Genomic DNA, 24,029 nt, shown 5'->3' on the forward strand with positions numbered 1-24,029 from the left:
ATGGGAAGTAAATAGTCCAAACGAGGGGGGAAATCCTCATGACTGGTCAGCGCGAAGGCCTGTTCGAAGACATCCTCGACAAGGTCAAGGACATCATCACGCCGGACGACGAAAACACGAGTCCGACGCCGCCGCCTCCGGCTCCTCCGGCGCCCGCGCCGACTCCGCAGCCGCAGCCGGGTCCGCCGGTCACGCCGCAGTGCTGTGGCCAGAACCCGAAGTTCGTGGCGAGCGCCGAGGAACTGACCACCGACGGTCCGGTCGAGCACGACCAGGACTGCCCGAACCACCCGGACAACCTGGCCAAGACCGAAGAAGTAGTGGCCTAGTCACACTCCGCGCTGTCCGCCACCACGCTCTGCGCCTGGATGGCGGACAGCGGCGTTCGGGGGCATGTGGTGTGATGATCACATGCCCGCTCGTGCCTTGGACACAGCGCGCGAGTTGTACCAGAAGGGATGGACGGAGCAGGACCATTACCGCTTCCCGTCCGCCATCCGACTTCACAAGCGTGCACTCGTGCACGCCGATCGTGCGCCTGACAGTCCGGAACGGACGGAGCTGCGGGTCCGCATCCTCTACCTCCTCGGTGACGCCACCGGTGAAGCCAGCGGTCTGGACCCCGCTGTCGAGTTCTTCGACCGGGCGCGCCACGAGATCGAACGGCTCGAGGACCCGTGGTCGCGCGTTCTGCTGAAGGGCAACGCCGACTACTACCAGGCCGGCATCATCATGCGCATGGGCCAGCCGGAACAGGCGGTCCCGTGGTTCGGCCCATTCATCGATTTCGCCGAGAACGCCTTGCGGACCTCTCCGGAACGGGTCGACGCGGAGTGGATCAACCGGCTCGCGTCCTCGTTGATCACCAGGGCACTGGCGAACGCCGCCATCCGCCGCAGCAAGGCCGCCATCACCGATCTCGAACGGGTGGCCGTCCTCAGCAGTGAGCACAGTCTGGACCGGCTATACCCCTACGCGATCGCGGCACTCGCCAACACCTACAAGCAGAGCGGGCGCGTGGTCGAGGCCTTGCGGCACTACGAGGAGGCCGAGCGCCTTTACCGCGCGCATCAGAAGCCCTCGGTGCTGGCCAGTTCGCAGCTCCTGCACGCCGAGTGCCTGCTGATGGTCGGCATGTCCGACCACGTCGGCCGGATGCTCGACGAGGCACTGCCGGTGCTGCGCAAGAACAAGGTCAGCCAGGACATCGCCGAGGTCGAGATGTACCGGGCGTCGGCTGCGTTGCTCGACGACCAGTTCGACCTCGCTCGCAAGATGGCGAAAGCCTCCATGCGCAAGCTGGAGAAGCGAGGCAGCAACTGGTGGATGATGGCCGCGCTGATCGAGCTCTGGGCTCACGCTCTTCGCGCCAAGCGAGTCACGAACGCACTGGTGCAGAAGGCGTTGACCCTGTCTGAGCACCTCGCGGACAACCACCTGCTGGACGAGGCCAGATTGGCGCGGGTGCTCGCCGTCCGGCTGCAGGTGCGCAGGCGTCGAATCGTGGAGGCCGAGGAACTGCTGAGCCGGCTGCCGGCTCAGCGCGGTGTCACGCCGCTCGATCACCGCATGCAACGCCGACTTGTGCTCGCGGAACTCGCCCTGGCGAAAGGAGATCGGCGTACCGCACTGCTGCATGCGCGCAAGGGGCTGGACGAGCTCGGCCGCGTGCGCGACCAGCTCGGCGGTCTGGAGCTCGTGTCCGCGACCGCCGTGCATGGCCGTGAGCTGCGTGAGCTCGCAATTCGATTGGCGCTGGAGAACAACAACGCGCGCCAGGTGTTCATGTGGCTGGAACGTACTCGAGCGCAGGCTTACCGCTACGAACCACAGGAACTGATCGAGAACCACGAGCTGGCTGAGCGCATCGCCGAAGTGCGCGGGCTCGGCCAGGAGTTGATGCGGGCTGGTCTCGACGGCAGGCCCACGACCGAGCTGCGCAACCAACTGATGAAGGCGCAGCGCGAGGCGACGAGGCTGGGCTGGCACTCGCAGCGGTGGGGCCGCACCCGTCCGATGGCGACGATCAACGAGGTGATCGCCGAGCTGGGCGAGCGCGCCATGGTCAGCTTCGTGGTGTCCGGCGGGGCGATGGTGGCCGTCGTCGTCGCGGGCGGTCAGGTGAGGACGGTCCGGCTCGGAGACGCCCACGACGCGCTGGAAGGCGCCCAGAAGCTCCACATCGACCTCAACGCGCTGGCTCCCGACTACCTGCCGCCGCCGCTGGTCGAGGTGATCGGCGGGTCCGCGCGCAGGCAGGCGGCCGCGCTCGACGCGGTGCTGATCAAGCCGTTGATCCACCTCATCGGCGAGCGCGAGCTGGTCGTCGTTCCGACCGGTCCGCTGTACACGGTGCCCTGGGGTGTCCTGCCCAGTCTGCACGGCCGTCCGGTCGTCACGGCGCCCTCGGCGACGGCCTGGCTCGCCGCGACCCAGGCCGAGAAGCCGAAGACCGACCGGGTGCTGCTGGTCAGGGGTCCGAGCCTGCAGTTCGCCGACGACGAGATGGACCGGCTCGCCGCTTTCCACGACAGGGCAACGCTTCTCTCGGGTGACGAAGCGACCGCGGCGGAGGTGCTCGGGCACCTCGACGGCGCGGATCTCGTGCACGTTGCCGCGCACGGTGAACACGAGAACGAGAACGCGTTGTTCTCGCGGCTCGAGCTCGTCGACGGCCCGCTGTTCGCCCACGAGCTGGGTCGCCTGCGCAAGCCGCCCGCGCACGTGGTGCTGTCGGCTTGTTCGCTCGCGTCCAACCGCGTCCGTCCTGGTGACGAGGCTCTGGGGTTCGCGGGCGCGATGATCGCCGGTGGCACGCGGACGGTGATCGCGGCGGCCAGCAAGGTCGGGGACGAGACGAGCGCGGCCGCGATGGCCGACTACCACCGCGCGCTGGTGGCCGGTGCCGCGCCGGCCGTGGCGTTGGCGGAGGCGATGGCGAAGGACCCGTTCCGCAGGCCGTTCCTGTGCCTGGGGTCCGGCTAGGCCGTTCGAGTGGTTGTCATCGTTCAATGAACTGAACGCGCTGGTCAGCGGTTAGTTGTGACCCATTGACGGCTGCGGTTGGTGAACTTTTCTCGCTCGCTCGCGAGATCTTGTGCCACTCTCGTTGGCACAGGTCTTGACCGAGGGGAAACAACGGCCCGCCTATCGGCTCTAGTCGATGCGCGGGCCGTTGTGCGAGAAACGACCGCATGCGCAGAACTCTGCTCGCTGTTCTTCTGGCGGTCACCGCGGCGGTGGCGGCGCCCGTCAACGGAACAGCACAACCGTCGAACTCAGACCGAGAGCCTGGCAACGGGCCTGAGCGCAATGAAGTCGCGGCAGTGGACAGCGCTTTCGCAGCGCAGTCGGTGCTCGCACAGGGGGAGAACAAGTCTGATCGCTACAAGGGATATCCGCGCAAGACAACACTCAGGACGTACCCCGAGAATCCGGCCGACAAGACGATCAAGCTCAACCTGGCGCCGTACCACTCGCTCGCGCCGAAGCTGAACGCGTTGCAGCAGAAGAGCAACCGGATCTCGGTGGAGGTCATCGGCCAGTCAGGACTCGGCCGCGACCTCTACCTGGTCACGCTGACCGCGCCGGAGAACCCGGCGCAAACACGTCTGCAGGAACAGTTCCGTTCGAACATCGAAGAGGGACGCAAGGTTCCGGCGGGGCTGTACAAGGCCCCGGTGTGGATCAACAACAACATCCACGGTGACGAGTGGGAAGGCACTGACGGCGCGCTGCGGGTCATCGAGCACCTGGCCACCGCGAACGACGCGGCGACCAGGAACCTCCTGCAGCGCAGCAGGATCTACTTCAACCTCACGGCCAACCCGGACGGCCGTGTCGCCGGCACGCGGCAGAACAACGCGGGCTTCGACATGAACCGCGACTTCGCCACCAGCTCGCAGCCAGAGGGCCGCGCGATGCGGGACATCGTCAAGAACACCCAGCCGTTGATGATGCTGGACGAGCACGGCTACTCGGAGAACACGCTCATCGAGCCGACCACTCCGCCGCACGGCCAGAACTACGACTTCGACCTGTACATCAAGCACGGGTACGCCAACGGTCTCGCGATGGAGAAGGGCGTGCAGGGCCTCGGCCACCCCGAGACCGCGAAGCCCGAGATCCCGTTCCGCGACTACGACCCCGGCGTGTGGGACGGCTGGGCGCCGATCTACACCGCGCAGTACTCGATGTACCACGGCGCGATCTCGTACACGATCGAGATCCCGCAGCAGGTCAACCGCCAGGCGTACGAGACGTTGCCGGTCGCTGAGCTGCAACGGCGTTCGCGCATCAACACCGACGTCGTCGAGTCGACCATCAAGACGACGCTCGACTACGTGGACGACCACCGCGGCGAGCTGATCTCCAACCAGGTCGAGATGTTCCGCCGCGGCAAGGCGGGCGAGCCGCAGCGCGAGATCCCGGACGGGTTCGTGCCGGGCTTCGGACCGGAAGACCGCTACCGCACGGAGTTCCCGCGCGCCTACGTGATCACCAACGACCGTTCGGCACCCGCCGCGGCCCGGCTCGTCGACCACCTCGTCGCTCACGACGTGCGGGTCTCCCGTGCGGAAAAGGCCTTCACGCTGGGCGGTAAGCGTTATCCGGCCGGGTCGTACGTGGTCGACATGCACCAGCCGAAGCGCGCGCTCGCGAACGTGATGCTGGAGCAGGGCAGCGACATCAGCGCCAAGGTGCCGGTGATGTACGACATCTCGGGTTGGAGCCACCGCCTGCTGTGGGGTGCGTCCGTCGACATCTACAAGAACGGGGCGTTCCACTTCAACGGTCGTGACGTCGTCGCCGCGGCCCCGACCGGCAACGTCGACGGTGCTCCCGGCGCCGACCTCGCGTTGACGTTGAACGATGCCAAGGACACGCAGGCCGTCAACGACCTGCTCGGCCGCGGGATCACGTTGCGCCGCCAGGACGACGGCACGATCGTGGTGCCGGCCGCCGAACGTCTCGCCGCCTCCCAGGTCGCCGACCGCTACGGCGTGCGCTTCACGACGGCCAAGCCGGGCGGAACCGCGTTGCAGCGCAAGACGATCGCGGCCGCGGTCGGCGCGGACGAGCTGCAGGTGCTGCGGGAGTCCGGTTTCGACGTCCGCACGATCTCGACGGCCGTGCTGAACGCGGGCTTCGACTGGTCGCGGATCGACGTGCTGTTCGTGTCGGCGGGCCTGAACTACGCGCAGCTCAACGCTGGTGCCAAGGCCTCGCTGGACGAGTTCCTGAAGCGTGGCGGCGTGGTCACGCGCGGCGCGACGGGCGGCAAGTTCAACGTCGACGCCCACCTGCTGCAGGCCACTCCCGTCGCGGGCTGGGAGGACGCCAACGGTGTGGTGAACGTGGTCAACGGCACCGGACCGGTCGGCACCGGCGCGCTGCCGAGCTCGTTCGTCTACTCGCCGCAGTGGTTCACGAACCTCGGCGCGGGCGTGAACGTCGACCAGCGCTACGGCACCACGGTGATCGCGGCGGGCCACTGGCGTCCGCGTGACAACGGCACCGGCGGCCAGGACGCGGCCGCGGGTCAGGCCGCGGTCGTGTCGGGCACGTCGGCGGGTGGGTCGAAGGTGGTGCTGTTCGGCACCGAGCCGATGTTCCGCAACCACACCAAGGGCTTGTACGCCCAGGTGGCGCGGGCGATCTACTGGACGGGCACGCGCTAGGACGAAGAAGGGCGGGGAGGCCCCGACAGCCTCCCCGCCCCTGCACTTCCAGTACCCCGGACCTGGGTTCCCCGGTCCGGGGCGAAGGAAACCTCGTTCGGTCTTCTCCGGTCCGAGGCGGAAAACCCGGCTCGGCTTTCCCTGGCCCGAGGCGGAAGAAACCCCATTCCCGGGCCTGGCTGGCGCCGTCCCCTCAGCTCTCCCCAGCCCCTGGCGGCAAGAACCCGTGAGCCGACAAGTCGAACCAGTTCCCCTCGGGATCGATCGCCCGGTACTCCGCGAACGGCCGATCGCCGCCCCTCAGAACCGGCCGAGGCTCCAACGTCTCCAGGAACGGCTCCACCGACTCCACCTGGAACCCGAAGTGGTTGAACCCGGCCGCCACGTCACCGTCGAGCCGCTGCTGGATCAGCGCCAAGTTGATGTACCCGTCGGTGACGAAGTGGCTGCCGTCGGGATCCGTGTGGAACAACGACATCCCGAACCTCGAGGTGTAGAAGTCGGCCATCTCCTTCGCGTCCTGCACGACGAACGCGATGTGCCGCAACCGTGGCCTGCTCACGCTACTTCCCCTTCGGAATCATGTTGTGGAACGCGGCGATCTCCCACCCGCTAGCGCGCCGCACGACGACGGCCTGCGCGTGGGTGGTGAGGCCCGCCGGGGCGATGGACGACGTGACGTGCACGAGCGAGATCCCGTCGGCGAGCGGCCTGATCAGGCTGATCTCCGCGGTCAGTTTCGTGTCGCGGTACGGCCCGGCGAACAGCTGACCGTGGCCCAGCGCCACGGCCCGGCGTCCGAACAGCTCCTCGCCGCGCACGGTCACGAAGTCGACGTCCTCGGCGAAGACCGAGGCGAACGCCTCGCCGTCGCCGTCAGCCCAGCCCTGCTCCATGCGTTGCCACAGCGAATAGATCTGTTCGGTCATGTGAAGTCCTCAGGGGCAGGCGCAGGCACGACGCGTCCCACGCGGCAAGCGAGTAGTAGAGGCCGCCGTGGCGGCGTTCGAGGTAGCAGACGACGTTCACGGGCCATCCGCTGCTGCGGAACATGTGCTCGTCCATCGGCGTGGGGCTGTCGCTCAACGGCCGGTTGCGCTCGCACTCAGGTCCGAGCCGGTGCCAGTCCGGGTGCAGGTGGATCGACCCGAGCACGTCCAGGTCCCGCGCGTCCGCCGCGCGTGTGATCGACAGCAGGTCGGCCGGGTCGAGCCACCACGCCCGCACCGGGTTCTCGTACGCCGTGCCGAACCGCGGCACGATCGTCGACGCGAACTCCTCCCGCGCGGACGGGTCGGTCAGGCGGGCGTTGCGGCCGAACGCGACCTCGGAGACCACGGCCTCCGAGCCCGAGGTGTGGCCGAGCAGCACCGCGAAACACGGTCTCGGTTCGTCCTCGGTGATGAACGAGTATTCGGCGGACGCGGCCTCCAGAAACGTTTTCACCGCGCGATCCGAAAACAGCACCGCGGTGGTGTGCGTCGCGCGCTCGGCCAATTCCATCACGTGCACGAACGTATCGAGACCGATGCGTCTCACGCGAGATTCCAGAGGGTATTCAACCTATTACATTGAGCGATAACATGAGTCGCATGCGTCTGGAAGTGCGGCACCTCGAACTGGTCGTGGCGATCGCCGACTGCGGCAGCCTGCGCAAGGCCGCCGCTCGGCTGCACCTCACCCAGCCGGCGGTGACGACGCAGCTCAAACGCATCGAGGACCATCTGGGCGGTGTGTTGTTCGTCCGCGCGGCGGATGGTGTGAAGCTCACTCCGACGGGCGCGGATTTCGTCCAGGAGGCGCGCTCGATGCTCACCCAGTTGGTCACGCTGGAACGCGTAACGCGCCGTAACGCGGACAGTCCCAACGCTCCTACCAGGCTCGCCGGAATCCCCGCTCATCACTTCGGACTATTGGTCGGCGCGCTCAAGGACAACGTCACCAGTCGCACCATCAAGGAGACCGGGACGCTCACCGCGTTGCTCACGACGGGAGAACTCGACCTCGCCGTATTACGTCGATTTCCCGGTACTCCGCTCACCCTTCCGCCGAACGTGGGCCATCGCCTGCTCACCCGCGAGCCGTTGTTCGTCGGCGTGCCCGAACACCACCCGTACGCGGACCGCGAGGAGATCCCGCTCGAAGCGCTCGCCGAGGACAAGTGGGTCATGCCGGAGCCGGACGACAGCGGCATGAACGCCCACTTCGCCCGTGAGTGCACCAAGGCCGGGTTCGAGCAGCGGATCGCGCACTTCAGCAGCGAGGCGCACGTCGCGCTGACGTTGATCAGGGAGTCCGGCGCGGTGTGCCCGCTCTACCCGGTCGGCGGCACCCCGCCCGGCGTCGCGCGGCTACCGGTGGTGGGAAACCCGCTGGTCCGCGAGGTCGTGCTGGCCTGGCGCCTCGATGCACCCGTCGCCGCGGACGTCGACGATCTCTGCGAACAGGTCGCCGCCGGCTACCTCAAGCTGGTCGAGGAGAGCAACGTCTACGCGCGTTGGTGGCGCGCTCAGTCCTTGCCGCCGGTCTGACCCGAGCGCACGAGCAACGCGACCCTGTCGTCCGACGACACGGGCTGCCCGCCGGCCTTGTTGATGGTGCCGATGAGCGCGGACGAGTCGTTGAGCTGCTCGATCGGCCCCATCCGCCCGTAGCCGGTGCCGTCCTCCATCGTGAGCGTCGGCTTGCCCATGACCGAACCGGCGGAGTTCATCGGCAGGTTCTGCAGGCCGGGGGTCTTCGCCGTGGCCACCCACAGCAGGTCCGACAGCGACGCGCAGCCCATCACACCCGGCCGGTCCGGCCACGTCCACGCGGGGTCGCCGACCTTGCCCGGCGCGACGCGGTAGACGGCGTCCTGCGTCGCGGACCAGTCCGTGACCCAGGTCTTCTGGGCGTCCGCCGACACGCACAGCCCGCCCGGCTGCCGCAGCCCGGACATGATCACCGCGCTGCCGGCCGTCGGGTTGCCCTGCGCGGGCTTGCCGGAGCCGTCGATGCGCAGCACCTTGCCCGCGAGCGAGTTCGGGTCGGCGGCCAGCGCCGGGTTTCCCGCGTCACCGGTGGCGACGAGGATTCCGCCCCTGCGGTCGCTCGCCAGCACACCGCGGTTGCCCGACGGTCCCTTGGGGATGCCGGTGAGGATCGGCTTGGGCGTGTCACCGGGCGCGACCCGCAGCACGCGGTTGTCCGTCGCCGTCGTCACGAACACGTACGCGAGCTGGTCCTCTGCGAACGTCGCGGACAGCGCGAGCCCGGTCAGGCCGCCGTCCGACGACGTGTCCACCTCGATCTGCGCGATCACGACGGGGTCGACGTCCTTGGTGACCTTGACCAGCCGGCCACCGCGTTCCGTCGCGTACGCCGCCACCCCGCCCTGGGCGTCCGCACCGATCGGCGCGACCCCCGTGACGGTGCTGAGGCACGTCGCGATCACCGCGGGGTTGAAGTCCTTGCAGCCCTGCGGCGGCGGCACGCTCTGCGGCGTCTGCCCGCGACCCTGCTCGCCCGGCGTCGGCCGGAACTCGCCCGGCAACTCGGGCTTCGGGCCTGCCTGCGGGGTCAGCTGTGGTTGCGCGCTCCAGCTCGTCGGTGCCGGCTCGTCAGGAAAGCTCGCGCAGCCCCCTGCCAGCAGGCAGGCGGCAGCCAACAACACGACGGAACGCACGACAGCCAGGCTAGGTGCGCGTCCGTCAACTTCTGGTCAACTCGGAGGTGGCGAAGTCGACCGAACGCACCCTGTCCAGCAACAGGTCGAGCTCGGCGGAGACCACCTCCGGTGCCTCCAGCGGCAGGTAGTGGCTGCACGGCAACACCCTCAGCCGTGCCTGGGGCAACGCGCCGACAGGACCGGACATGCTCTCCGTCGTGGCCAACATGTCGTCGCGCCCGGCCAGGAGTGTGACGGGGCACACGATCGGGCTGAGGTCCTGGCGCGGCGTCTCGCCCAGTGCGAGTGCGAGCGTGAAGTACCAGCGCCAGTCGTGCTGCAGGAACCGGCCGACCGCGTGCGTCACGGCCTTCGGGTCGCTGCTCGGCTTGATCACGCCGGTGTGCCGCAACAGGAACGTCGTCGCGTCGGTCACCGGGACGCGGTGCAGCACCTCGTCCAGCACCGGACCGGCCTGCTGCAGCAGTTTCGTCCCGGTCAGCCCGACGAACCTGCGGATGTTCTTCGGCACCAGCGGCAGCATCGCGTCGAACGAGTCACCCGGCGCGCCCGCGACGAGCAGCAGCCCCGCCACGCGTTCGGGGTGACGCAACGCCAGCTCGGCCGCGATCGTGACGCCCATCGACCAGCCCATGACGACGCACCGCTCGATGCCCGCGTCGTCCAGCACGGCGATCGCGTCCGCCACGTGGTCGTCCAACGAGATGTTGCGCTCGTCGACCGGCCGGTCCGAGCCCATCGTGCCGCGCATGTACCAGCTGAGCAGGCCGCCTCGCTCGGCGAGCGACGGCCACGACTCCGGTCCCGAGCCCACGCCAGGACACATCAACACGGGTGTGCCGTCACCCGGCGCCCGCCAGGTTCGGATCTTCGTGCCGTCCCACGCGATGATGTCGTGCTCCCGCATGGTCGTCATTCTGACGTACGTTGGCGGCGTGACGCTCACCGTGCTCGTGCCAGATGATTTCGGAGTTCAGGCGCTGTCTCAGGTGGACGGTGTCCGGCCGGTTCGCTACACGCCGGGGCAGCCGTTGCCCGCGGACGGCCTTGACGCCGAGGTCCTGGTGCCCAAGTTCCTCGCCGGCACCGACCCGCGCGACGTGTTCGCGCAGTTGCCGAACCTCAAACTCGTGCAGCTGCTTTCAGCGGGGGCGGAGAACTTCGTCGATCGCGTCCCGGACGGTGTGATGCTCTCCACGTGCCGGGGTGCCCACGGGGGCAGCACCGCGGAGTGGGCGATCGGTGCTCTCCTTGCCATTTACCGAGAGTTCCTCGTTTTCGAACGCGCCCGCGTCGAGGGCCGCTGGGACTACCACCTGACGGACACCTTGCAGGACAAGAAGGTTCTGATCGTCGGTGCCGGCGATCTCGGCGAGCAGCTGCAGCGCAGGCTCGACCCGTTCAACGCCTCGTCGGTGCTCGTCGGCCGCACCGCTCGCGACGGTGTGCACGGGGTCGACGAACTGCCGACCCTGCTGCCGGACTTCGACGCTGTGGTGATCTTCACGCCGATGACCGAGGAGACCAGGCACCTGGTCGACGCCAAGTTCCTGGCCGCGATGAAGGACAACGCGATCCTGGTCAACGGGGCTCGGGGCCCTGTCGTCGACACGGATGCATTGCTGGCGGAACTGAATTCCGGGCGACTGCGCGCGGCTCTCGACGTGACCGATCCGGAACCACTGCCGGAAGATCATCCACTGTGGACCGCGCCGGGCCTGCTGCTCACGCCGCACGTGGCCGGATCCTGCACGGGGCATGCACATCGCGCATATGCGGTCGTCGCCTCGGAGGTCGCTCGCTACGTTGCGGGGGAACGTCCGCGCAATCTTGTGAACGGTGCTTACTAGGAGCCCCTAGTCCATCTGGGTGAACCTAAGCTGCCGTTCGGGTCTCGCGCGCCCGTACCGGCTCTCCTAGCGTGCGGGCGTGGCTACTCACGACAAAGGCTCGAAGACATCGAGCGCTTTCTCCGACGACTCGTTCTATTCGAGCAGCGGAGGGGGAGTGCACCACTTCGACGACAGCACGACCAGAGTCGACGGGAGCGCTGCTTCGCCGTACGACTCGACGACGAAGGCGTTCGACACCACGGGCTACACCCCGCTGGACAAGTCCACTGTGGACAACCCGGCGTTCGCGGACGACGACCCGTTCGAGGACGGCCGCAAGAAGTTCGGCTGGACCGCGGGCCCCGACCTCGGTCTGCTCGGGCTTCGCGCGGTGCTGGGCGGCATCTTCGTGCTGCACGGCCTGCAGAAGGTCTTCGGTCTCTTCGGCGGTCCCGGCATCAACGGCTTCGCGAAGTCGCTGGAGTCGATGGGCTACCGCGAGTCGGTCGTCCTCGCCTGGGTCACCGGCGTCACGGAGCTCGCGGGCGGCAGCCTGATCGTGCTGGGTCTGTTCACGCCCCTCGCGGCGGCCGGTCTGCTGGCCGTCATGGCGAACGTCATCGCCCTGAAGTACAAGGGCGGCTTCTTCGGCCCCAACGGAGTGGAGCTGGAGCTGGCGCTCGCGGGCATGGCGTTCGCGGCGCTGTTCGCCGGACCGGGCCGGGCCGCGCTGGACTACAACCGCAGCTGGTTCCGCCACCCCGTGGCGGCCGGGTTCATCGCACTCCTGCTCGGAGCGGGCGGTGCGGCGGTGACGTTCTTCGTGTTCCGGTAAGAACCCTGTTGTGCGGAAGAACGTGACGGGAGCGCTGCTCCAGCTGTCCCTGCTGGTGATCGGGATTCCGGTCGTCTACCTGGTGGCGGTTCCGTTCGGTCTCACCGCGAAGTCCCTGCTACCGCCGCTCGGCCTGCTCGCGGGCCTCATCGTCAGCGGCGTCATGGTCAAAAGAACGAACCAGCCCGTCAGCGGTCCGCTGACGGGCTGGCTCGTGTTCGGGGTTTGTCTGGCGCTCGCGTTCGCCTTCTAGAGGCCGATGTTCTCGCGCAGGTGCGCCACCGACGACGTGCCCGGAATGAGCAGGATGTTCGGTGACCGCTCCAGCAACCAGGCCAGCGCGGCGGACCTCGGCGACTGAAGTGGCGTGAAGCCCCCGAGCGGGAAGAACGGCACGTACGCGATGCCTTCGGCCGCGAGCCGGTCGATGAGCTCGTCATCGTCGCGGTGCGCGATGTTGTACATGTTCTGCACGCACACGATCGGCGCGATGCTCTGCGCCTCGACGACCTGCTCCTCAAGCGCGTTGCTGACGCCGAGGTGGCGGATCAGGCCGTCCTGCTGGAGTTCGACGAGGGTCTCGAACGCTTCCGCGACCGAACCGGGCTGCGGGCCTTCCGCGTTCCCGAGCCGCAGGTTGACCAGGTCCAGCACGTCGAGCCCGAGAGACTTCAGGTTGTCGTGGACCTGGGCACGCAGGTCCTCGGGCCGCCGCGCCACCGGCCAGCCGCCCTGGTCGTCACGGGTCGCGCCCACCTTGGTCGCGATGACCAGCGACTCCGGATACGGGTGCAATGCCTCGCGGATCAGTTCGTTGGTGACGTGCGGCCCGTAGGCGTCGCTCGTGTCGATGTGGGTGATGCCGAGGTCGACGACTTCACGCAGAACGGCAAGGGCGCCGTCGCGATCGGCGGGCGGTCCCATCACCCACGGGCCGGCCAGTTGCATGGCGCCGTAGCCGAACCGGGTGACGGTCAGGTCGCCCAGGTTCCAGGTGCCACCGGGAAGAGTGTTCATGCCCACTAGCCTTGGAGAGGAACTTCCTGTCGGGAAGTAGGCACCTGGAAGTGTGTAACCCGCCCACGGGTGAGAGGCGAGGTCAGTGGCGACGAAGAACGCGGCCCAGAAGCGGGCTCAGGCCAAGGTCGAGTACAACGCGTTCCTGGCGGGATGCCCCAGCCGGCAGCTGCTGGACCGGATCTCGGACAAGTGGGTCGTCTTGGTCCTGTGCGCGCTCGGCGACGGCCCGCTGCGGTACTCGGAGATCTCCCGGCGGCTGGCGGGGGTGAGCCAGAAGATGCTCACCCAGACGTTGCGGTCGTTGGAACGCGACGGCCTGCTGACCCGCACGGTGACGCCGACGGTTCCCGTCACGGTGTCGTACGAGCTGACCGGGCTCGGCGAGTCACTGCACCAGTTGACGCGCGGCCTGCGGGGGTGGGCGCAGAACAACATGAGCGAGGTCCTCGCGAACGCCGAGAAGTACGACGCCGAAACAGAGCTGCCCTGACCGGTTACCCGGTCAGGGCAGCATCAGGCAGAGCGGTTACTTGCTCGGGTCGCGCACCGCACCCGTCGACGCGTCGGTCGCCATGCGCGCGTACGCCCGCAGAGCACCCGTGACCGGACGGATCCGGTCCACCGGCTGCCACGGCCGCTCGGACGCCTCCATCTTGGCGCGGCGCTCGGCCAGCACCTCGTCGTCCACCAGCAGTTCCAACCGGCGCTCGTGCACGTCGATCAGGATCCGGTCACCGTTCTCGACCAGGCCGATCGTGCCGCCACCGGCCGCCTCGGGCGAGATGTGGCCGATCGACAGGCCCGACGAGCCGCCGGAGAAGCGGCCGTCCGTGATCAGCGCGCACTTCTTGCCGAGGCCGGAGCCCTTGAGGAACGCCGTCGGGTGCAGCATCTCCTGCATGCCAGGGCCGCCGGACGGGCCCTCGTAGCGCACGACCAGGACCTCGCCCGCCTGGATCTCCTTGTTCAGGATCGCCGAGACGGCCTGCTCCTGGGACTCGACGACGCGCGCCGGGCCCTCGAAGTGCCACAGCTCCTCGTCGATGCCCGCGGACTTGATGATCGCGCCGCGCTCGGCCAGGTTGCCGCGCAGCACGTTCAGGCCGCCCTCACGGGTGTAGGCGTGGTCGAAGTCGCGGATGCAGCCACCCGCGGCGTCGGTGTCCAAAGAGGACCAGCGGTTCGACGTCGAGAACGCCTGCGTGGTCCGGACACCACCGGGAGCCGCGTGGAACAGCTCCAAGGCTTCGGCGGACGGCTCGGAAGCGCGGATGTCCCACTTCGCCAGCCACGATGCGAGGTCCGGCGTGTGCACCGACGTCACGTCGTCGTTCAGCAGCCCTGCGCGGTAGAGCTCGCCCAGCAGAGCCGGGATTCCGCCGGCCCTGTGCACGTCCTCCATGTGGTAGTCGGAGTTCGGCGACACCTTGGACAGGCACGGCACGCGGCGGGACAGGTCGTCGATGTCCTGCAGCGTGAAGTCGATCTCGCCCTCCTGCGCGGCGGCGAGGATGTGCAGCACGGTGTTCGTCGAGCCGCCCATGGCCATGTCGAGCGCCATCGCGTTCTCGAACGCCTTGCGGTTCGCGATCGAGCGCGGCAACGCCGACTCGTCGTCCTCGCCGTACCAACGACGACAAAGCTCCACGACCACGCGACCGGCCTCGGAGAACAGCTCGCGGCGCGCGACGTGCGTGGCCAGCGTCGAACCGTTGCCCGGCAACGACAGGCCCAGCGCTTCCGTGAGGCAGTTCATCGAGTTCGCGGTGAACATGCCGGAGCAGGAACCGCAGGTCGGGCACGCGGAGCGCTCGACCTCCGACAAACCGGCATCGTCGACAGCCGGGGAAGCGGAGGCGGAGATCGCGGTGATCAGGTCCGTCGGCGCGACGGCGACACCCTCGACGACGACGGCCTTGCCGGCCTCCATCGGGCCGCCGGACACGAACACGACCGGGATGTTGAGGCGCATCGCGGCGTTCAGCATGCCGGGGGTGATCTTGTCGCAGTTCGAGATGCAGACGATCGCGTCGGCCTGGTGCGCGTTGACCATGTACTCGACCGAGTCGGCGATGATCTCGCGCGAAGGCAGCGAGTAGAGCATCCCGCTGTGGCCCATGGCGATGCCGTCGTCGACCGCGATGGTGTGGAACTCGCGCGGCACGCCACCCGCCTCGCGCACGGCTTCGGCCACGATGTCGCCGAGATCGCGCAGGTGCACGTGACCCGGCACGAACTGCGTGTAGGAGTTGGCGATCGCGATGATCGGCTTGCCGAAGTCGCTGTCCGTCATGCCGGTCGCGCGCCAGAGAGCGCGGGCTCCGGCAGCGTTGCGGCCGTGCGTGGTGGTGCGAGAGCGGAGCTGAGGCACTGCTCCTCCAGATTCAGTTCTAGAAAAATGCGCGCGGGACGGCCGGGTGAGGCGTCGCCAAGTCTGGGAGCGGTGCCTCAAACATTACTTGTACGCAGACTGGCCGAGACCAGCAGACAGGCCAGCGCGAGCGTGATGACGTGCACAACCGTGCACCAGAGGCAGATCTTGCCGATGATCAGGAACTCGGCCGCGACCAGGTAAACCACCATCAGCACGCCGACGCCGACGGCTCCCAGCCGCACCCACCGCAGCGCCTCGATCTTCCACGCGAACGGGAGGCAGATCACTGTCAGGAAGGCGAAGAACGCCAGTCCGAGGAACGCGACGGGGATGCCGAACAACGCCGACTGCTCGCTCGTGGTCACGGTCTCGCAGTCGATGACCGCGTCGGCCGAGCACAGCAGCGCGGAGGCGTTGAAGTGCGTGTACGTCAGATAAGCCGAGGTCAGCAGGCCTGCGATGGACAGCAGCAGGCTCAGCAGCGGAACTCGTTGGATCACTTCTCCGACTCTACGGACTCTTCCTCGACTTCCTCGGCAACCTCGTCCGGCACGGTCGGGTCGGGCACACGGCCACCGCTGACCACGGACAACGCCGGCAGGTGCATGAACCGCACCGCGGGCAGCGTCACCTCGGTGTCGTCCTGCTTCACCGCCTTCAGCCAGCCCTTCTGGACCAGCCGGATGGACTTCACGTCCTCCCACTTCACCGTGGTCGAGCCGAAGACGCCGCGAGCGACGAGCTCGGACTCGGTAACGGTGGTGCGGTTGCGGACGACCCACCACGCATAGCCGGCGGGGATCACGTAGAGCGCCTGCAGCCCGGGGATGGCCCACGCCACAGGAGTCACGCAGATGGCGATCAGACCCGCTGCGAGCAGGGCGGTTGCCGGGATGCGAAAGACCAGCTTCTTCACTCGAAGGATTGTTCCACGTCCACGATCCGGGAATTCCATCTCGCAGAGTTGACGCACTCTTGCGCGAGGCGATAACGTCCGCTCCATGCAGCGCACGCTCGTTCTCGTACTTCTCAGGCGCGTCGACGCCTGAGCCGAACAGCCTGCGTCGACGCGCGACCCTCGCACGACCCATCTCCGGGTTGTCGAGGGTTTTTTCGTGTCCGGACCCCGATACCCACGAGGCAAACCAATGACCAGCGCACCATCGCGACAGGCTTCCGAGCCCTCGTCGCCACGTCCAGGTCCGCGCCCCAAACCGGCTCCGCCCACCGGCGCGCCGATTCGAGTGACCGGGGCCCAGTCCCTCGTCCGCTCGCTTGAGGCCGTCGGGTGTGAAGTGGTGTTCGGCATTCCCGGCGGGACGATCCTTCCCGCGTACGACCCGCTGCTGGACTCCACGAAGGTCCGGCACATCCTCGTCCGCCACGAGCAGGGCGCAGGGCACGCGGCGACCGGATACGCGCAGGCCACCGGCAAGGTCGGGGTCTGCATGGCCACCTCGGGACCGGGTGCGACGAACCTCGTCACCCCGCTCGCCGACGCGAACATGGACTCCGTGCCCGTCGTCGCGATCACCGGCCAGCAGTCGCGGCCGCTGATCGGCACGGACGCCTTCCAGGAGGCGGACATCTGCGGCATCACGATGCCGATCACCAAGCACAACGTCCTCGTGACCGACGCCGCGGAGATCCCGCGGGCGATCGCGGAGGCGTTCCACATCGCGGCGACCGGCCGACCCGGCCCGGTTCTCGTCGACATCCCCAAGGACGTGCTGCAGGAGCAGACCAGCTTCTCGTGGCCGCCCGAGCTGCGCCTGCCCGGTTACCGGCCGACGACCCGGCCGCACGGCAAGCAGGTCCGCGAAGCCGCCAAGCTGATCGTCAACGCCCGCAAGCCGGTCCTGTACGTGGGCGGCGGCGTGATCAAGGCGGACGCCCACGCCGAACTGCTGCGCCTGGCCGAGGAGACGAACATCCCGGTCGTCACGACGCTGATGGCGCGCGGCGCGTTCCCCGACTCGCACGAGCAGCACCTGGGCATGCCCGGCATGCACGGCACCGTCGCGGCCGTCGCGGCGATGCAGAAGTCGGACCTGCTGATCGCCCTGGGCGCCCGGTTCGACGACCGCGTCACCGGCCAGCTGTCGTCGTTCGCGCCGGACGCGCAGATCATCCACGCCGACATCGACCCGGCCGAGATCTCCAAGAACCGCCGCGCGGACGTCCCGATCGTGGGCGACTGCAAGGAGATCATCACCGAGCTGATCGACGCGGTCCGCACCGAGCGCGAGACGGCCAAGCCGGTCGACATCACGCCGTGGTGGGACACGCTGAAGTCCCTGCGCGAGACGTTCCCGCTGGGCTACGACTGGCCGGACGACGGCACGTTGTCGCCGCAGTACGTCATCGAGCGGATCGGCCAGCTGTCCCCGGCGGACACCATCTACACCGCGGGCGTCGGCCAGCACCAGATGTGGGCCGCGCAGTTCGTGAAGTACGAGCATCCGCGCACGTGGATCAACTCCGGCGGCCTCGGCACGATGGGCTTCGCCGTTCCCGCCGCGATGGGCATCAAGGCCGGTGAGCCGGGCCGCACGGTGTGGGCCATCGACGGCGACGGCTGCTTCCAGATGACCAACCAGGAGCTCGCCACCTGCGCCATCGAGGGCCTGCCGGTGAAGATCGCCGTGATCAACAACGGCAACCTGGGCATGGTCCGCCAGTGGCAGACGCTGTTCTACGGCGAGCGGTACTCCAACACGGATCTGGGGACGCACAAGCACCGCATCCCAGACTTCAAGCTCCTGGCGGAAGCCCTCGGCTGCGCGGGTCTGCGCGCGGAGTCGCGTGAGGAGGTCGACGACGTGATCGCGAAGGCGCTGGAGATCAACGACCGCCCCGTCGTGATCGACTTCGTCGTCGGCAAGGACGCGCAGGTCTGGCCCATGGTCGCGGCCGGCACCGGCAACTCCGAGATCATGGCCGCCCGCGGCATCCGCCCCCTGTTCGACGAGGACATCTGATGACCAGGCACACGCTGAGCGTTTTGGTCGAGGACAAGCCCGGTGTGCTCGCGCGCGTCGCCGGCCTGTTCTCCCGCCGCGGCTTCAACATCGAGTCGCTGGCGGTCGGCCGCACGGAGTACCCCGACATCTCCCGCATGACGATCGTGGTGTCGGTCGACGAGCTGCCGCTGGAGCAGGTGACCAAGCAGCTCAACAAGCTCATCAACGTCATCAAGATCGTCGAGCTGGAGCCCACCGCTTCCGTTCAGCGGCAACTGGTGTTGATTAAGGTTCGGGCGGATGCGACGGTGCGGTCGCAGGTCCTCGAAACCGTCCAGCTCTTCCGCGCGAAGGTCGTCGACGTCTCGCCCGAGGCGGTCACGATCGAGGCCACGGGCACTTCTGAGAAGCTCGACGCCTTGCTGCGCATGCTGGAGCCCTACGGGCTTCGCGAGATCGTCCAGTCCGGCATGGTCGCCATCGGCCGTGGCGCTCGTTCCATCACCGCCACCGCGGTGCGATAAGTAACTCTGAGAGGAAATACCGTGAGCGTCGAGATCTTCTACGACGACGATGCCGACCTGAGCATCATCCAGGGCCGCAAGGTGGCCGTGATCGGCTACGGCAGCCAGGGCCACGCCCACGCGCTGTCCCTGCGCGACTCGGGCGTCGAGGTCCGCATCGGCCTGCAGGAGGGCTCCAAGTCCCGCGCCAAGGCCGAGGAAGAGGGCCTGGAGGTCGGTACGCCGGCTGAGGTCTCCGCGTGGGCCGACGTGATCATGATCCTGGCGCCGGACACCGCCCAGCGCCACATCTACGCGAACGAGATCGCCGCGAACCTCAACGAGGGTGACGCGATCTTCTTCGGCCACGGCTTCAACATCCGCTACGGCCTCATCACCGCACCGTCCGGTGTGGACGTTGCCATGGTCGCGCCGAAGGGCCCCGGCCACCTGGTCCGCCGCCAGTTCGTCGACGGCAAGGGTGTCCCCGCTCTGATCGCGGTCGAGCAGGACGCTTCCGGCAACGCGCAGGCTCTCGCCCTGTCGTACGCCAAGGGCATCGGCGGCACGCGCGCCGGCGTCATCAAGACGACGTTCAAGGAAGAGACCGAGACGGACCTCTTCGGCGAGCAGGCCGTGCTGTGCGGTGGCGCGTCGGCTCTCGTCCAGGCCGGTTTCGAGGTGCTGACCGAGGCGGGCTACGCCCCCGAGGTCGCGTACTTCGAGTGCCTGCACGAGCTCAAGCTGATCGTCGACCTCATGTACGAGGGCGGCATCGCCCGCATGCGCTACTCCATCTCCGACACCGCTGAGTACGGCGACCTGACCCGCGGCCCGCGCGTCATCACCGCCTCGGTCAAGGAGGAGATGAAGAAGATCCTGGGCGAGATCCAGGACGGCACCTTCGCGAACGAGTGGGTGGCGGAGGACGACAACGGCCGCGCCAACTACAAGAAGCTGCAGCAGGAGGGTGAGAACCACCCGATCGAGGCGACCGGCAAGAAGCTCCGCGACATGATGTCGTGGGTGGACCGGCCGATCACCGAGACCGCCTGAGTCTTTCCTCAAGGGAGGCCCGTGGAGCGTGTGTGACGCTCCGCGGGCCTTTCCGCTATCCGGGCAGGCCCGGCAGGTCGACGACCACGATGACGGAGTACCGCTGTCCGACACCGACGCGGATCTCGGCCGCGTTGGCGGCGACGGCCCCGAACCCGAGCAGTCCGGCCGTGATCGCGACGACGGCCATCAGTCTTTTCATGAGGACACCTCGACATTCCCGTTGGCCCGCACCAATTTCGGCGATCGACGATGCTAAGCCTTTTGGGTCCACTCGGCCAGCGCTCACATCGGCATCCGATAGCTTCTGCGCATGACCGAAAGTGCGCCGATCTACGACGACAAGGCCCACGTGCGCGGCAACCTCGACCTCCGCGACGCCGAGTGGAAGCGCCCGCCGGAGCCGGAACCCGAGGACGGCCACGTCGAGATCGCCTTCGTCCCGCACACCGACGGCGCTACCTACGTCGCCATGCGCAACTCCAAGCAGCTGGAGCCGGTTCTCGTCTTCACGATGGCCGAGTGGGACGCTTTCGTAGCGGGCGCCAAAGACGGGGAGTTCGACGAGCCCTGGTGAGCAGTCCCAGGCCCGCGAACCTGTCCCGTGACCGCGGGCCGCGCTCACACCGAACGTCCTTTTCCCGCAAGCGATCCGCACGCCGGCGCGCACCGGTGGCCTCGATCAGCGTGGTCGCCGAGACGAGGTTCGAAGCACGCAGTTCCTGCGCGGTGGGCTGCCACCTGAGTTCTGTCAGGCACGTCATGTCCGGAAGCTAGCAAGGCACCCCGACGGCAGTCAGCCGGTTTTCGGACGTGCACCCCACCTGACCTGCGCAATGCAGAAAGCTCGCAAGAAACCTGTACGGCCCTTCCCCCAAGGTGGTGCCACCACCGAAGAGGGAGACGATCTTGAAGAGGATTCTGGGGACGGCCGCGGCTGTCGCGATCGCCGCCACCACGCTGATCCTGCCGGGAACGGCGTCGGCGGCCACGTGCGACCCGGACAAGCACGTCCGCATCAACGTCCAGAAGCGGGGCAACTTCGTCGACGCGGTCGGCGGGTTCTTCAACTGCGACCAGGCCACGACGAGCTTCACGATCATGGTCCAGGAGAAGACGACGCTGAGCTGGAAGGACCACGTTGTGCGGTCCGGGGTGTGGAAGACCAACGTCGGCGCCATCACCACGTACACCTGCAACGGCACCAAGTCGAAGAAGTACCGCGCGCTCATCAAGAGCGGCATCGGCACCCACGCCTGGGTGAAGACCTCGGGCAGCATCACCGTGCCCTGCGGCTGATCGTCACCGCCGCCTCCGACTGTGGTGTCATGGTCGGAGGCGGCGGGGGGACGGTTGGGCGTGAACGTGCTGGTACGGCTGCTGGGCGAGGTGTCCGCGGAGATCGGCGGGAAGCCGGTCGACCTCGGGACGCCCAAGCAGCGGCTCCTGCTGGCGGCGCTGGCCGTCGACGCGGGGCGCGCGGTGCCGGTGGACCGGCTGGTCGCGAGGATCTCGGGCGCGGAGGGGACGCAGAGGTCACGCGCGACCCTGCACAGCTACGTGTCGCGGTTGCGCCGGTCGCTCGGCGGCCAGGCGGGTGTCGAGCGACGTTCCGGCGGTTACGTCCTGACCGGTGTGGTGACCGATCTGGAGCAGTTCCGCGAGCTGCGGTCCCGGGCTGACGACGTGTCGACGTGGACCGATGCTCTGGAACTGTGGCGCGGACAGCCGCTCACCGGGGTGGACGGCGAGTGGGCCGACGCCGAACGCGACAGGCTCGTGCAGGAACGGCAGGCCGCCCGGCACGAGCTCGTGGACGCCTTGCTGGGTCTGGGGAAAGGCGGTCAGCTGGTGAGCGAGCTGTCCGCTCGCAGCGCCGAGGAGCCACTCGACGAACGGGTCGCGCGCCAGTACATGCTCGCCCTGCACCAGGCCGGGCGGACGGTCGACGCGTTGGAGCACTACCGGCAGGTTCGCACGCGGCTCGTCGAGGAGCTGGGCACCGAACCCGGTGCGGCGCTGAAGGATCTACACCAGCAGCTGCTCACCGCGGAACCCGTTGCGAAGAACGCGGTGGTGCCTCGCCAGCTGCCGATGGCGCCCACGCCGTTCGTCGGGCGGCTGGCGGAGCTGGAGGAGTTGGACAGGACAGCGCTGGACAGGACAGGGGCGGTCACGGCCATCGCCGGCTCGGGCGGTGTCGGCAAGACGTGGCTCGCCCTGCACTGGGCCCACCAGCACGCCCACCGGTTCCCCGACGGGCAGCTGTACGTCGACCTGCGCGGCTTCAGCCCTGACGGAGACCTGCTCGACCCGACGGCGGCCGTGCGCGGCTTCCTGGACGCGCTGGGGGTCGAGCCGGGGCGCATCCCGGTCGACCCGCACGCGCAGACGGCGTTGTTCCGCAGTCTCGTGGCGGGCAAGCGGATGCTGCTCGTGCTCGACAACGCCGCCGACACCAGCCAGGTCACCCCGCTGCTGCCCGGCGGCGGGACGTGCGCGGTGCTGGTGACGAGCCGCAACCGCCTGTCCGGCCTCGTCACGGGGCACGGCGCCCGGCACATCGCCCTGGACGTCCTCACCGACGCCGTGGCCCGCTCGCTGCTCGTCGCGCGGCTCGGCGAGGCGCAGGTGGACGCGTCGCGGGAGGCGGTGGACGAGCTGGTGCGGCTGTGCGGCGGGTTCCCGCTGGCGTTGAGCATCATCGCGGGCCGTGTCCACACCTACCCGAACGCGTCGCCGGCCCTGGTCGCCGCGGAACTGCGCGAGAGCATGCTCGACGTGCTGGACGACGGCGATCCCGTCGCGTCGCTGCCCGCCGTGCTGTCGTTGTCGTACCGTGCGCTGACCTCGTCGCAGGCGCTGGTCTTCCGGCTGCTGGCGATCGCTCCTGGACCCGACATCGGCCTGCCCGCCGCCGTCGCGCTCACCGATCTGCCCCAGGTCAGGGCCGTGCTGCGCGGCCTGGAGCAGGCGTCGCTGATCAGCCAGGACGCGTCCGGCCGCTACTTCATGCACGACCTGATCCGCACCTACGCCGCGCACCTTCCGCTGGCTTCGGACGTGCGCTCGCAGGCGTTGCGGCGGGTGATCGACTTCTACCTGCACACCGCCCACGACGCCGACCGTCTCGTGCACCTGCACCGCGTGGACGTCGAGCTCGACCCGCCTACCTCCGCGCCGCTCGAACTGGCCGATGCCGCGGCGGCCTTGGAGTGGTTCCAAGCCGAACACCACTGCGTGATGGCCGCCCAGCACACCGCGTCGGCGCAGGACTGGCTCAAGGCCGCGTGGCAGCTCGCGTGGTCGCTGTCCACGTTCCACCAGCTCCGCGGCCACCACCACGACCAGATCGCCTCCTGGCAGCTGGCCCTGACCGTCGCGGACCTCGACGTGCTCGTGCTGGCCCACCGCCAGCTGGGCATCGCCCACACCGAACTGGCCTCGTACGCCGAGGCGATGGACCACCTCCACCGCGCCCTCGCCCTGGCGGTGGAGGCGGGGGACGAGACCGCGCAGGCCCACACCCACACCGTCCTGGCCAGGGTCTACGAGCAGCAGGGCGACGACCGCAGGGCGCTGGAGCACTCCTTCCTCTGCCTGGACCTCTGCCGCGCGATCGGCAACCCGGTCTGGGAGGCGCGGGCTCTCAACGGCGTCGGCTGGTCCGCCGCCCGCCTCGGCGACCACGAGATGGCGCGGGAGCACTGCCAGGCCGCCCTCGACCTCCACCGCGAGCACCACGACCCGTCCGGTGAGGCCGGTGTGCTGGACAGCCTCGGCTACATCGCCCACCTGGCCGGCGACCACGTGACGGCCGTGGCCCACTACCGCGAATCCCTTGCGCTGCAACGGGAACTCGCCTACGACTACGGCGTCGCCGAAGCACTGGCGGGACTCGGCGCGCCCCACGCCGCACTCGGCGAGGTCGACGAAGCCCGCGCCGCGTGGAAAGAGGCGCTGGAGATCTACGAGCAGCAGGGCCGGGCCGAGGAGTCCGAGCGCGTCCGGGCCCAGCTCGCCGCCCTGGGCTGAGAACCAGCGCAAACACCGTCCCAGCCCGCAGGACGCCGTCAGTGACCTGAGACACCCGCC

General features: G+C 68.4%; 24 protein-coding genes. 14 read left to right on the plus strand and 10 right to left on the minus strand.

Annotated elements, in window-relative coordinates; all coding sequences use genetic code 11:
* The first annotated feature begins 38 nt into the window (after positions 1-38).
* From AB0M24_RS29375 to AB0M24_RS29385, 3 genes are all read left to right on the plus strand, one after another.
* Positions 39-329 (plus strand): hypothetical protein, encoded by a 291-nt coding sequence (locus tag AB0M24_RS29375; protein WP_363774869.1) that lies wholly within the window; start codon positions 39-41, stop codon positions 327-329.
* Positions 330-519: 190 nt separating this feature from the next.
* Positions 520-2,985 carry a CHAT domain-containing protein gene (locus tag AB0M24_RS29380; RefSeq protein WP_363774872.1) on the plus strand — a complete coding sequence of 822 codons (2,466 nt, stop codon included), beginning with the start codon at positions 520-522 and terminating at the stop codon, positions 2,983-2,985.
* Between the two features lie 209 nt (positions 2,986-3,194).
* Entirely contained in the window at positions 3,195-5,681 is a 2,487-nt protein-coding gene (locus AB0M24_RS29385) for a M14 family zinc carboxypeptidase (protein WP_363774875.1), read from the plus strand.
* A 193-nt stretch (positions 5,682-5,874) separates the two neighbouring features.
* Here AB0M24_RS29385 and AB0M24_RS29390 read toward each other — a convergent pair whose 3' ends face one another.
* The 3 genes from AB0M24_RS29390 to AB0M24_RS29400 are packed head-to-tail and all read right to left on the minus strand — an operon-like array spanning position 5,875 to position 7,187.
* The gene (locus AB0M24_RS29390; protein ID WP_363774878.1) at positions 5,875-6,243 is read right to left on the minus strand and encodes a VOC family protein; all 369 of its coding nucleotides are present in this window, start codon (positions 6,241-6,243) and stop codon (positions 5,875-5,877) included.
* Between the two features lies 1 nt (position 6,244).
* Positions 6,245-6,610 (minus strand): SgcJ/EcaC family oxidoreductase, encoded by a 366-nt coding sequence (locus AB0M24_RS29395; RefSeq protein WP_363774881.1) that lies wholly within the window; start codon positions 6,608-6,610, stop codon positions 6,245-6,247.
* The gene (locus AB0M24_RS29400) at positions 6,558-7,187 is read right to left on the minus strand and encodes a hypothetical protein (RefSeq protein WP_363774884.1); all 630 of its coding nucleotides are present in this window, start codon (positions 7,185-7,187) and stop codon (positions 6,558-6,560) included. The genes AB0M24_RS29395 and AB0M24_RS29400 overlap by 53 nt, the downstream gene beginning before the upstream one ends.
* Positions 7,188-7,273: 86 nt before the next feature.
* Here AB0M24_RS29400 and AB0M24_RS29405 point away from each other — a divergent pair, with 86 nt between their 5' ends.
* Positions 7,274-8,212: a LysR family transcriptional regulator gene (locus AB0M24_RS29405; protein ID WP_363774887.1), complete on the plus strand. Its 939-nt coding sequence runs from the start codon at positions 7,274-7,276 to the stop codon at positions 8,210-8,212.
* Here AB0M24_RS29405 and AB0M24_RS29410 read toward each other — a convergent pair.
* Entirely contained in the window at positions 8,191-9,348 is a 1,158-nt protein-coding gene (locus AB0M24_RS29410; protein WP_363774890.1) for a PQQ-dependent sugar dehydrogenase, read from the minus strand. The genes AB0M24_RS29405 and AB0M24_RS29410 overlap by 22 nt on opposite strands.
* Positions 9,349-9,373: 25 nt before the next feature.
* The gene (locus AB0M24_RS29415) at positions 9,374-10,258 is read right to left on the minus strand and encodes an alpha/beta hydrolase (RefSeq protein ID WP_363774893.1); all 885 of its coding nucleotides are present in this window, start codon (positions 10,256-10,258) and stop codon (positions 9,374-9,376) included.
* On the opposite strand from AB0M24_RS29415, the gene AB0M24_RS29420 reads away from it, so the two are divergent.
* The 3 genes from AB0M24_RS29420 to AB0M24_RS29430 all read left to right on the plus strand — a co-directional run bounded on the left by AB0M24_RS29420 (position 10,257) and on the right by AB0M24_RS29430 (position 12,271).
* Positions 10,257-11,201 (plus strand): 2-hydroxyacid dehydrogenase, encoded by a 945-nt coding sequence (locus AB0M24_RS29420; protein WP_363774896.1) that lies wholly within the window; start codon positions 10,257-10,259, stop codon positions 11,199-11,201. The two genes, AB0M24_RS29415 and AB0M24_RS29420, sit on opposite strands and share 2 nt — an antisense overlap.
* Positions 11,202-11,280: 79 nt before the next feature.
* The gene (locus AB0M24_RS29425) at positions 11,281-12,018 is read left to right on the plus strand and encodes a DoxX family protein (protein WP_363774898.1); all 738 of its coding nucleotides are present in this window, start codon (positions 11,281-11,283) and stop codon (positions 12,016-12,018) included.
* Between the two features lie 10 nt (positions 12,019-12,028).
* The gene (locus tag AB0M24_RS29430; RefSeq protein ID WP_363774901.1) at positions 12,029-12,271 is read left to right on the plus strand and encodes a hypothetical protein; all 243 of its coding nucleotides are present in this window, start codon (positions 12,029-12,031) and stop codon (positions 12,269-12,271) included.
* Here AB0M24_RS29430 and AB0M24_RS29435 read toward each other — a convergent pair.
* Complete coding sequence (locus AB0M24_RS29435; protein WP_363774904.1) at positions 12,268-13,035, minus strand: oxidoreductase; 768 nt, start codon at positions 13,033-13,035, stop codon at positions 12,268-12,270. The two genes, AB0M24_RS29430 and AB0M24_RS29435, sit on opposite strands and share 4 nt — an antisense overlap.
* A gap of 85 nt (positions 13,036-13,120) precedes the next feature.
* Between AB0M24_RS29435 and AB0M24_RS29440 the strand changes: the two genes are divergently transcribed.
* Positions 13,121-13,528: a helix-turn-helix domain-containing protein gene (locus AB0M24_RS29440; RefSeq protein WP_363774907.1), complete on the plus strand. Its 408-nt coding sequence runs from the start codon at positions 13,121-13,123 to the stop codon at positions 13,526-13,528.
* 36 nt (positions 13,529-13,564) lie between these two features.
* On the opposite strand, the gene ilvD is transcribed toward AB0M24_RS29440, so the two are convergent.
* The 3 genes from ilvD to AB0M24_RS29455 all read right to left on the minus strand — a co-directional run bounded on the left by ilvD (position 13,565) and on the right by AB0M24_RS29455 (position 16,328).
* Positions 13,565-15,409: a dihydroxy-acid dehydratase gene (gene ilvD / locus AB0M24_RS29445; protein ID WP_363774910.1), complete on the minus strand. Its 1,845-nt coding sequence runs from the start codon at positions 15,407-15,409 to the stop codon at positions 13,565-13,567.
* Between the two features lie 77 nt (positions 15,410-15,486).
* Positions 15,487-15,912, minus strand: coding sequence for a vitamin K epoxide reductase family protein (locus AB0M24_RS29450; RefSeq protein WP_363774912.1), 426 nt, complete (start codon positions 15,910-15,912; stop codon positions 15,487-15,489).
* Positions 15,909-16,328: a PH domain-containing protein gene (locus AB0M24_RS29455; protein ID WP_363774915.1), complete on the minus strand. Its 420-nt coding sequence runs from the start codon at positions 16,326-16,328 to the stop codon at positions 15,909-15,911. The genes AB0M24_RS29450 and AB0M24_RS29455 overlap by 4 nt, the downstream gene beginning before the upstream one ends.
* Before the next feature lie 232 nt (positions 16,329-16,560).
* Between AB0M24_RS29455 and AB0M24_RS29460 the strand changes: the two genes are divergently transcribed.
* The 3 genes from AB0M24_RS29460 to ilvC are packed head-to-tail and all read left to right on the plus strand — an operon-like array spanning position 16,561 to position 19,934.
* Entirely contained in the window at positions 16,561-18,393 is a 1,833-nt protein-coding gene (locus AB0M24_RS29460; RefSeq protein WP_363774918.1) for an acetolactate synthase large subunit, read from the plus strand.
* Positions 18,393-18,899 carry an acetolactate synthase small subunit gene (gene ilvN / locus AB0M24_RS29465; RefSeq protein WP_030467896.1) on the plus strand — a complete coding sequence of 169 codons (507 nt, stop codon included), beginning with the start codon at positions 18,393-18,395 and terminating at the stop codon, positions 18,897-18,899. The genes AB0M24_RS29460 and ilvN overlap by 1 nt, the downstream gene beginning before the upstream one ends.
* 21 nt (positions 18,900-18,920) lie before the next feature.
* Complete coding sequence (gene ilvC, locus AB0M24_RS29470; protein WP_363774922.1) at positions 18,921-19,934, plus strand: ketol-acid reductoisomerase; 1,014 nt, start codon at positions 18,921-18,923, stop codon at positions 19,932-19,934.
* Positions 19,935-19,989: 55 nt separating this feature from the next.
* On the opposite strand, the gene AB0M24_RS29475 is transcribed toward ilvC, so the two are convergent.
* Entirely contained in the window at positions 19,990-20,136 is a 147-nt protein-coding gene (locus AB0M24_RS29475; protein ID WP_363774925.1) for a hypothetical protein, read from the minus strand.
* Between the two features lie 111 nt (positions 20,137-20,247).
* On the opposite strand from AB0M24_RS29475, the gene AB0M24_RS29480 reads away from it, so the two are divergent.
* The 3 genes from AB0M24_RS29480 (at position 20,248) to AB0M24_RS29490 (ending at position 23,969) form a co-directional block, all read left to right on the plus strand.
* Positions 20,248-20,511 (plus strand): DUF397 domain-containing protein, encoded by a 264-nt coding sequence (locus AB0M24_RS29480; RefSeq protein WP_204763750.1) that lies wholly within the window; start codon positions 20,248-20,250, stop codon positions 20,509-20,511.
* A gap of 332 nt (positions 20,512-20,843) precedes the next feature.
* Entirely contained in the window at positions 20,844-21,233 is a 390-nt protein-coding gene (locus AB0M24_RS29485; protein ID WP_363774929.1) for a hypothetical protein, read from the plus strand.
* 60 nt (positions 21,234-21,293) lie between these two features.
* The gene (locus AB0M24_RS29490; RefSeq protein ID WP_363774932.1) at positions 21,294-23,969 is read left to right on the plus strand and encodes a BTAD domain-containing putative transcriptional regulator; all 2,676 of its coding nucleotides are present in this window, start codon (positions 21,294-21,296) and stop codon (positions 23,967-23,969) included.
* Positions 23,970-24,029: the final 60 nt, after the last annotated feature.

The organism is Lentzea sp. NPDC051838 (assembly GCF_040681245.1).
GTDB lineage: Bacteria > Actinomycetota > Actinomycetes > Mycobacteriales > Pseudonocardiaceae > Lentzea.

Bases quoted from the DNA above. Each gene is read 5' to 3' on its own strand.
- AB0M24_RS29375 (WP_363774869.1), top strand. From the start codon at position 39: ATGACTGGTCAGCGCGAAGGCCTGTTCGAAGACATCCTCGACAAGGTC.
- AB0M24_RS29385 (WP_363774875.1), top strand. From the start codon at position 3,195: ATGCGCAGAACTCTGCTCGCTGTTCTTCTGGCGGTCACCGCGGCGGTG.
- AB0M24_RS29395 (WP_363774881.1), bottom strand. From the start codon at position 6,610: ATGACCGAACAGATCTATTCGCTGTGGCAACGCATGGAGCAGGGCTGG.
- AB0M24_RS29405 (WP_363774887.1), top strand. From the start codon at position 7,274: ATGCGTCTGGAAGTGCGGCACCTCGAACTGGTCGTGGCGATCGCCGAC.
- AB0M24_RS29420 (WP_363774896.1), top strand. From the start codon at position 10,257: ATGGTCGTCATTCTGACGTACGTTGGCGGCGTGACGCTCACCGTGCTC.
- AB0M24_RS29415 (WP_363774893.1), bottom strand. From the start codon at position 10,258: ATGCGGGAGCACGACATCATCGCGTGGGACGGCACGAAGATCCGAACC.
- AB0M24_RS29435 (WP_363774904.1), bottom strand. From the start codon at position 13,035: ATGAACACTCTTCCCGGTGGCACCTGGAACCTGGGCGACCTGACCGTC.
- AB0M24_RS29460 (WP_363774918.1), top strand. From the start codon at position 16,561: ATGACCAGCGCACCATCGCGACAGGCTTCCGAGCCCTCGTCGCCACGT.
- ilvN (WP_030467896.1), top strand. From the start codon at position 18,393: ATGACCAGGCACACGCTGAGCGTTTTGGTCGAGGACAAGCCCGGTGTG.
- AB0M24_RS29475 (WP_363774925.1), bottom strand. From the start codon at position 20,136: ATGAAAAGACTGATGGCCGTCGTCGCGATCACGGCCGGACTGCTCGGG.
- AB0M24_RS29480 (WP_204763750.1), top strand. From the start codon at position 20,248: ATGACCGAAAGTGCGCCGATCTACGACGACAAGGCCCACGTGCGCGGC.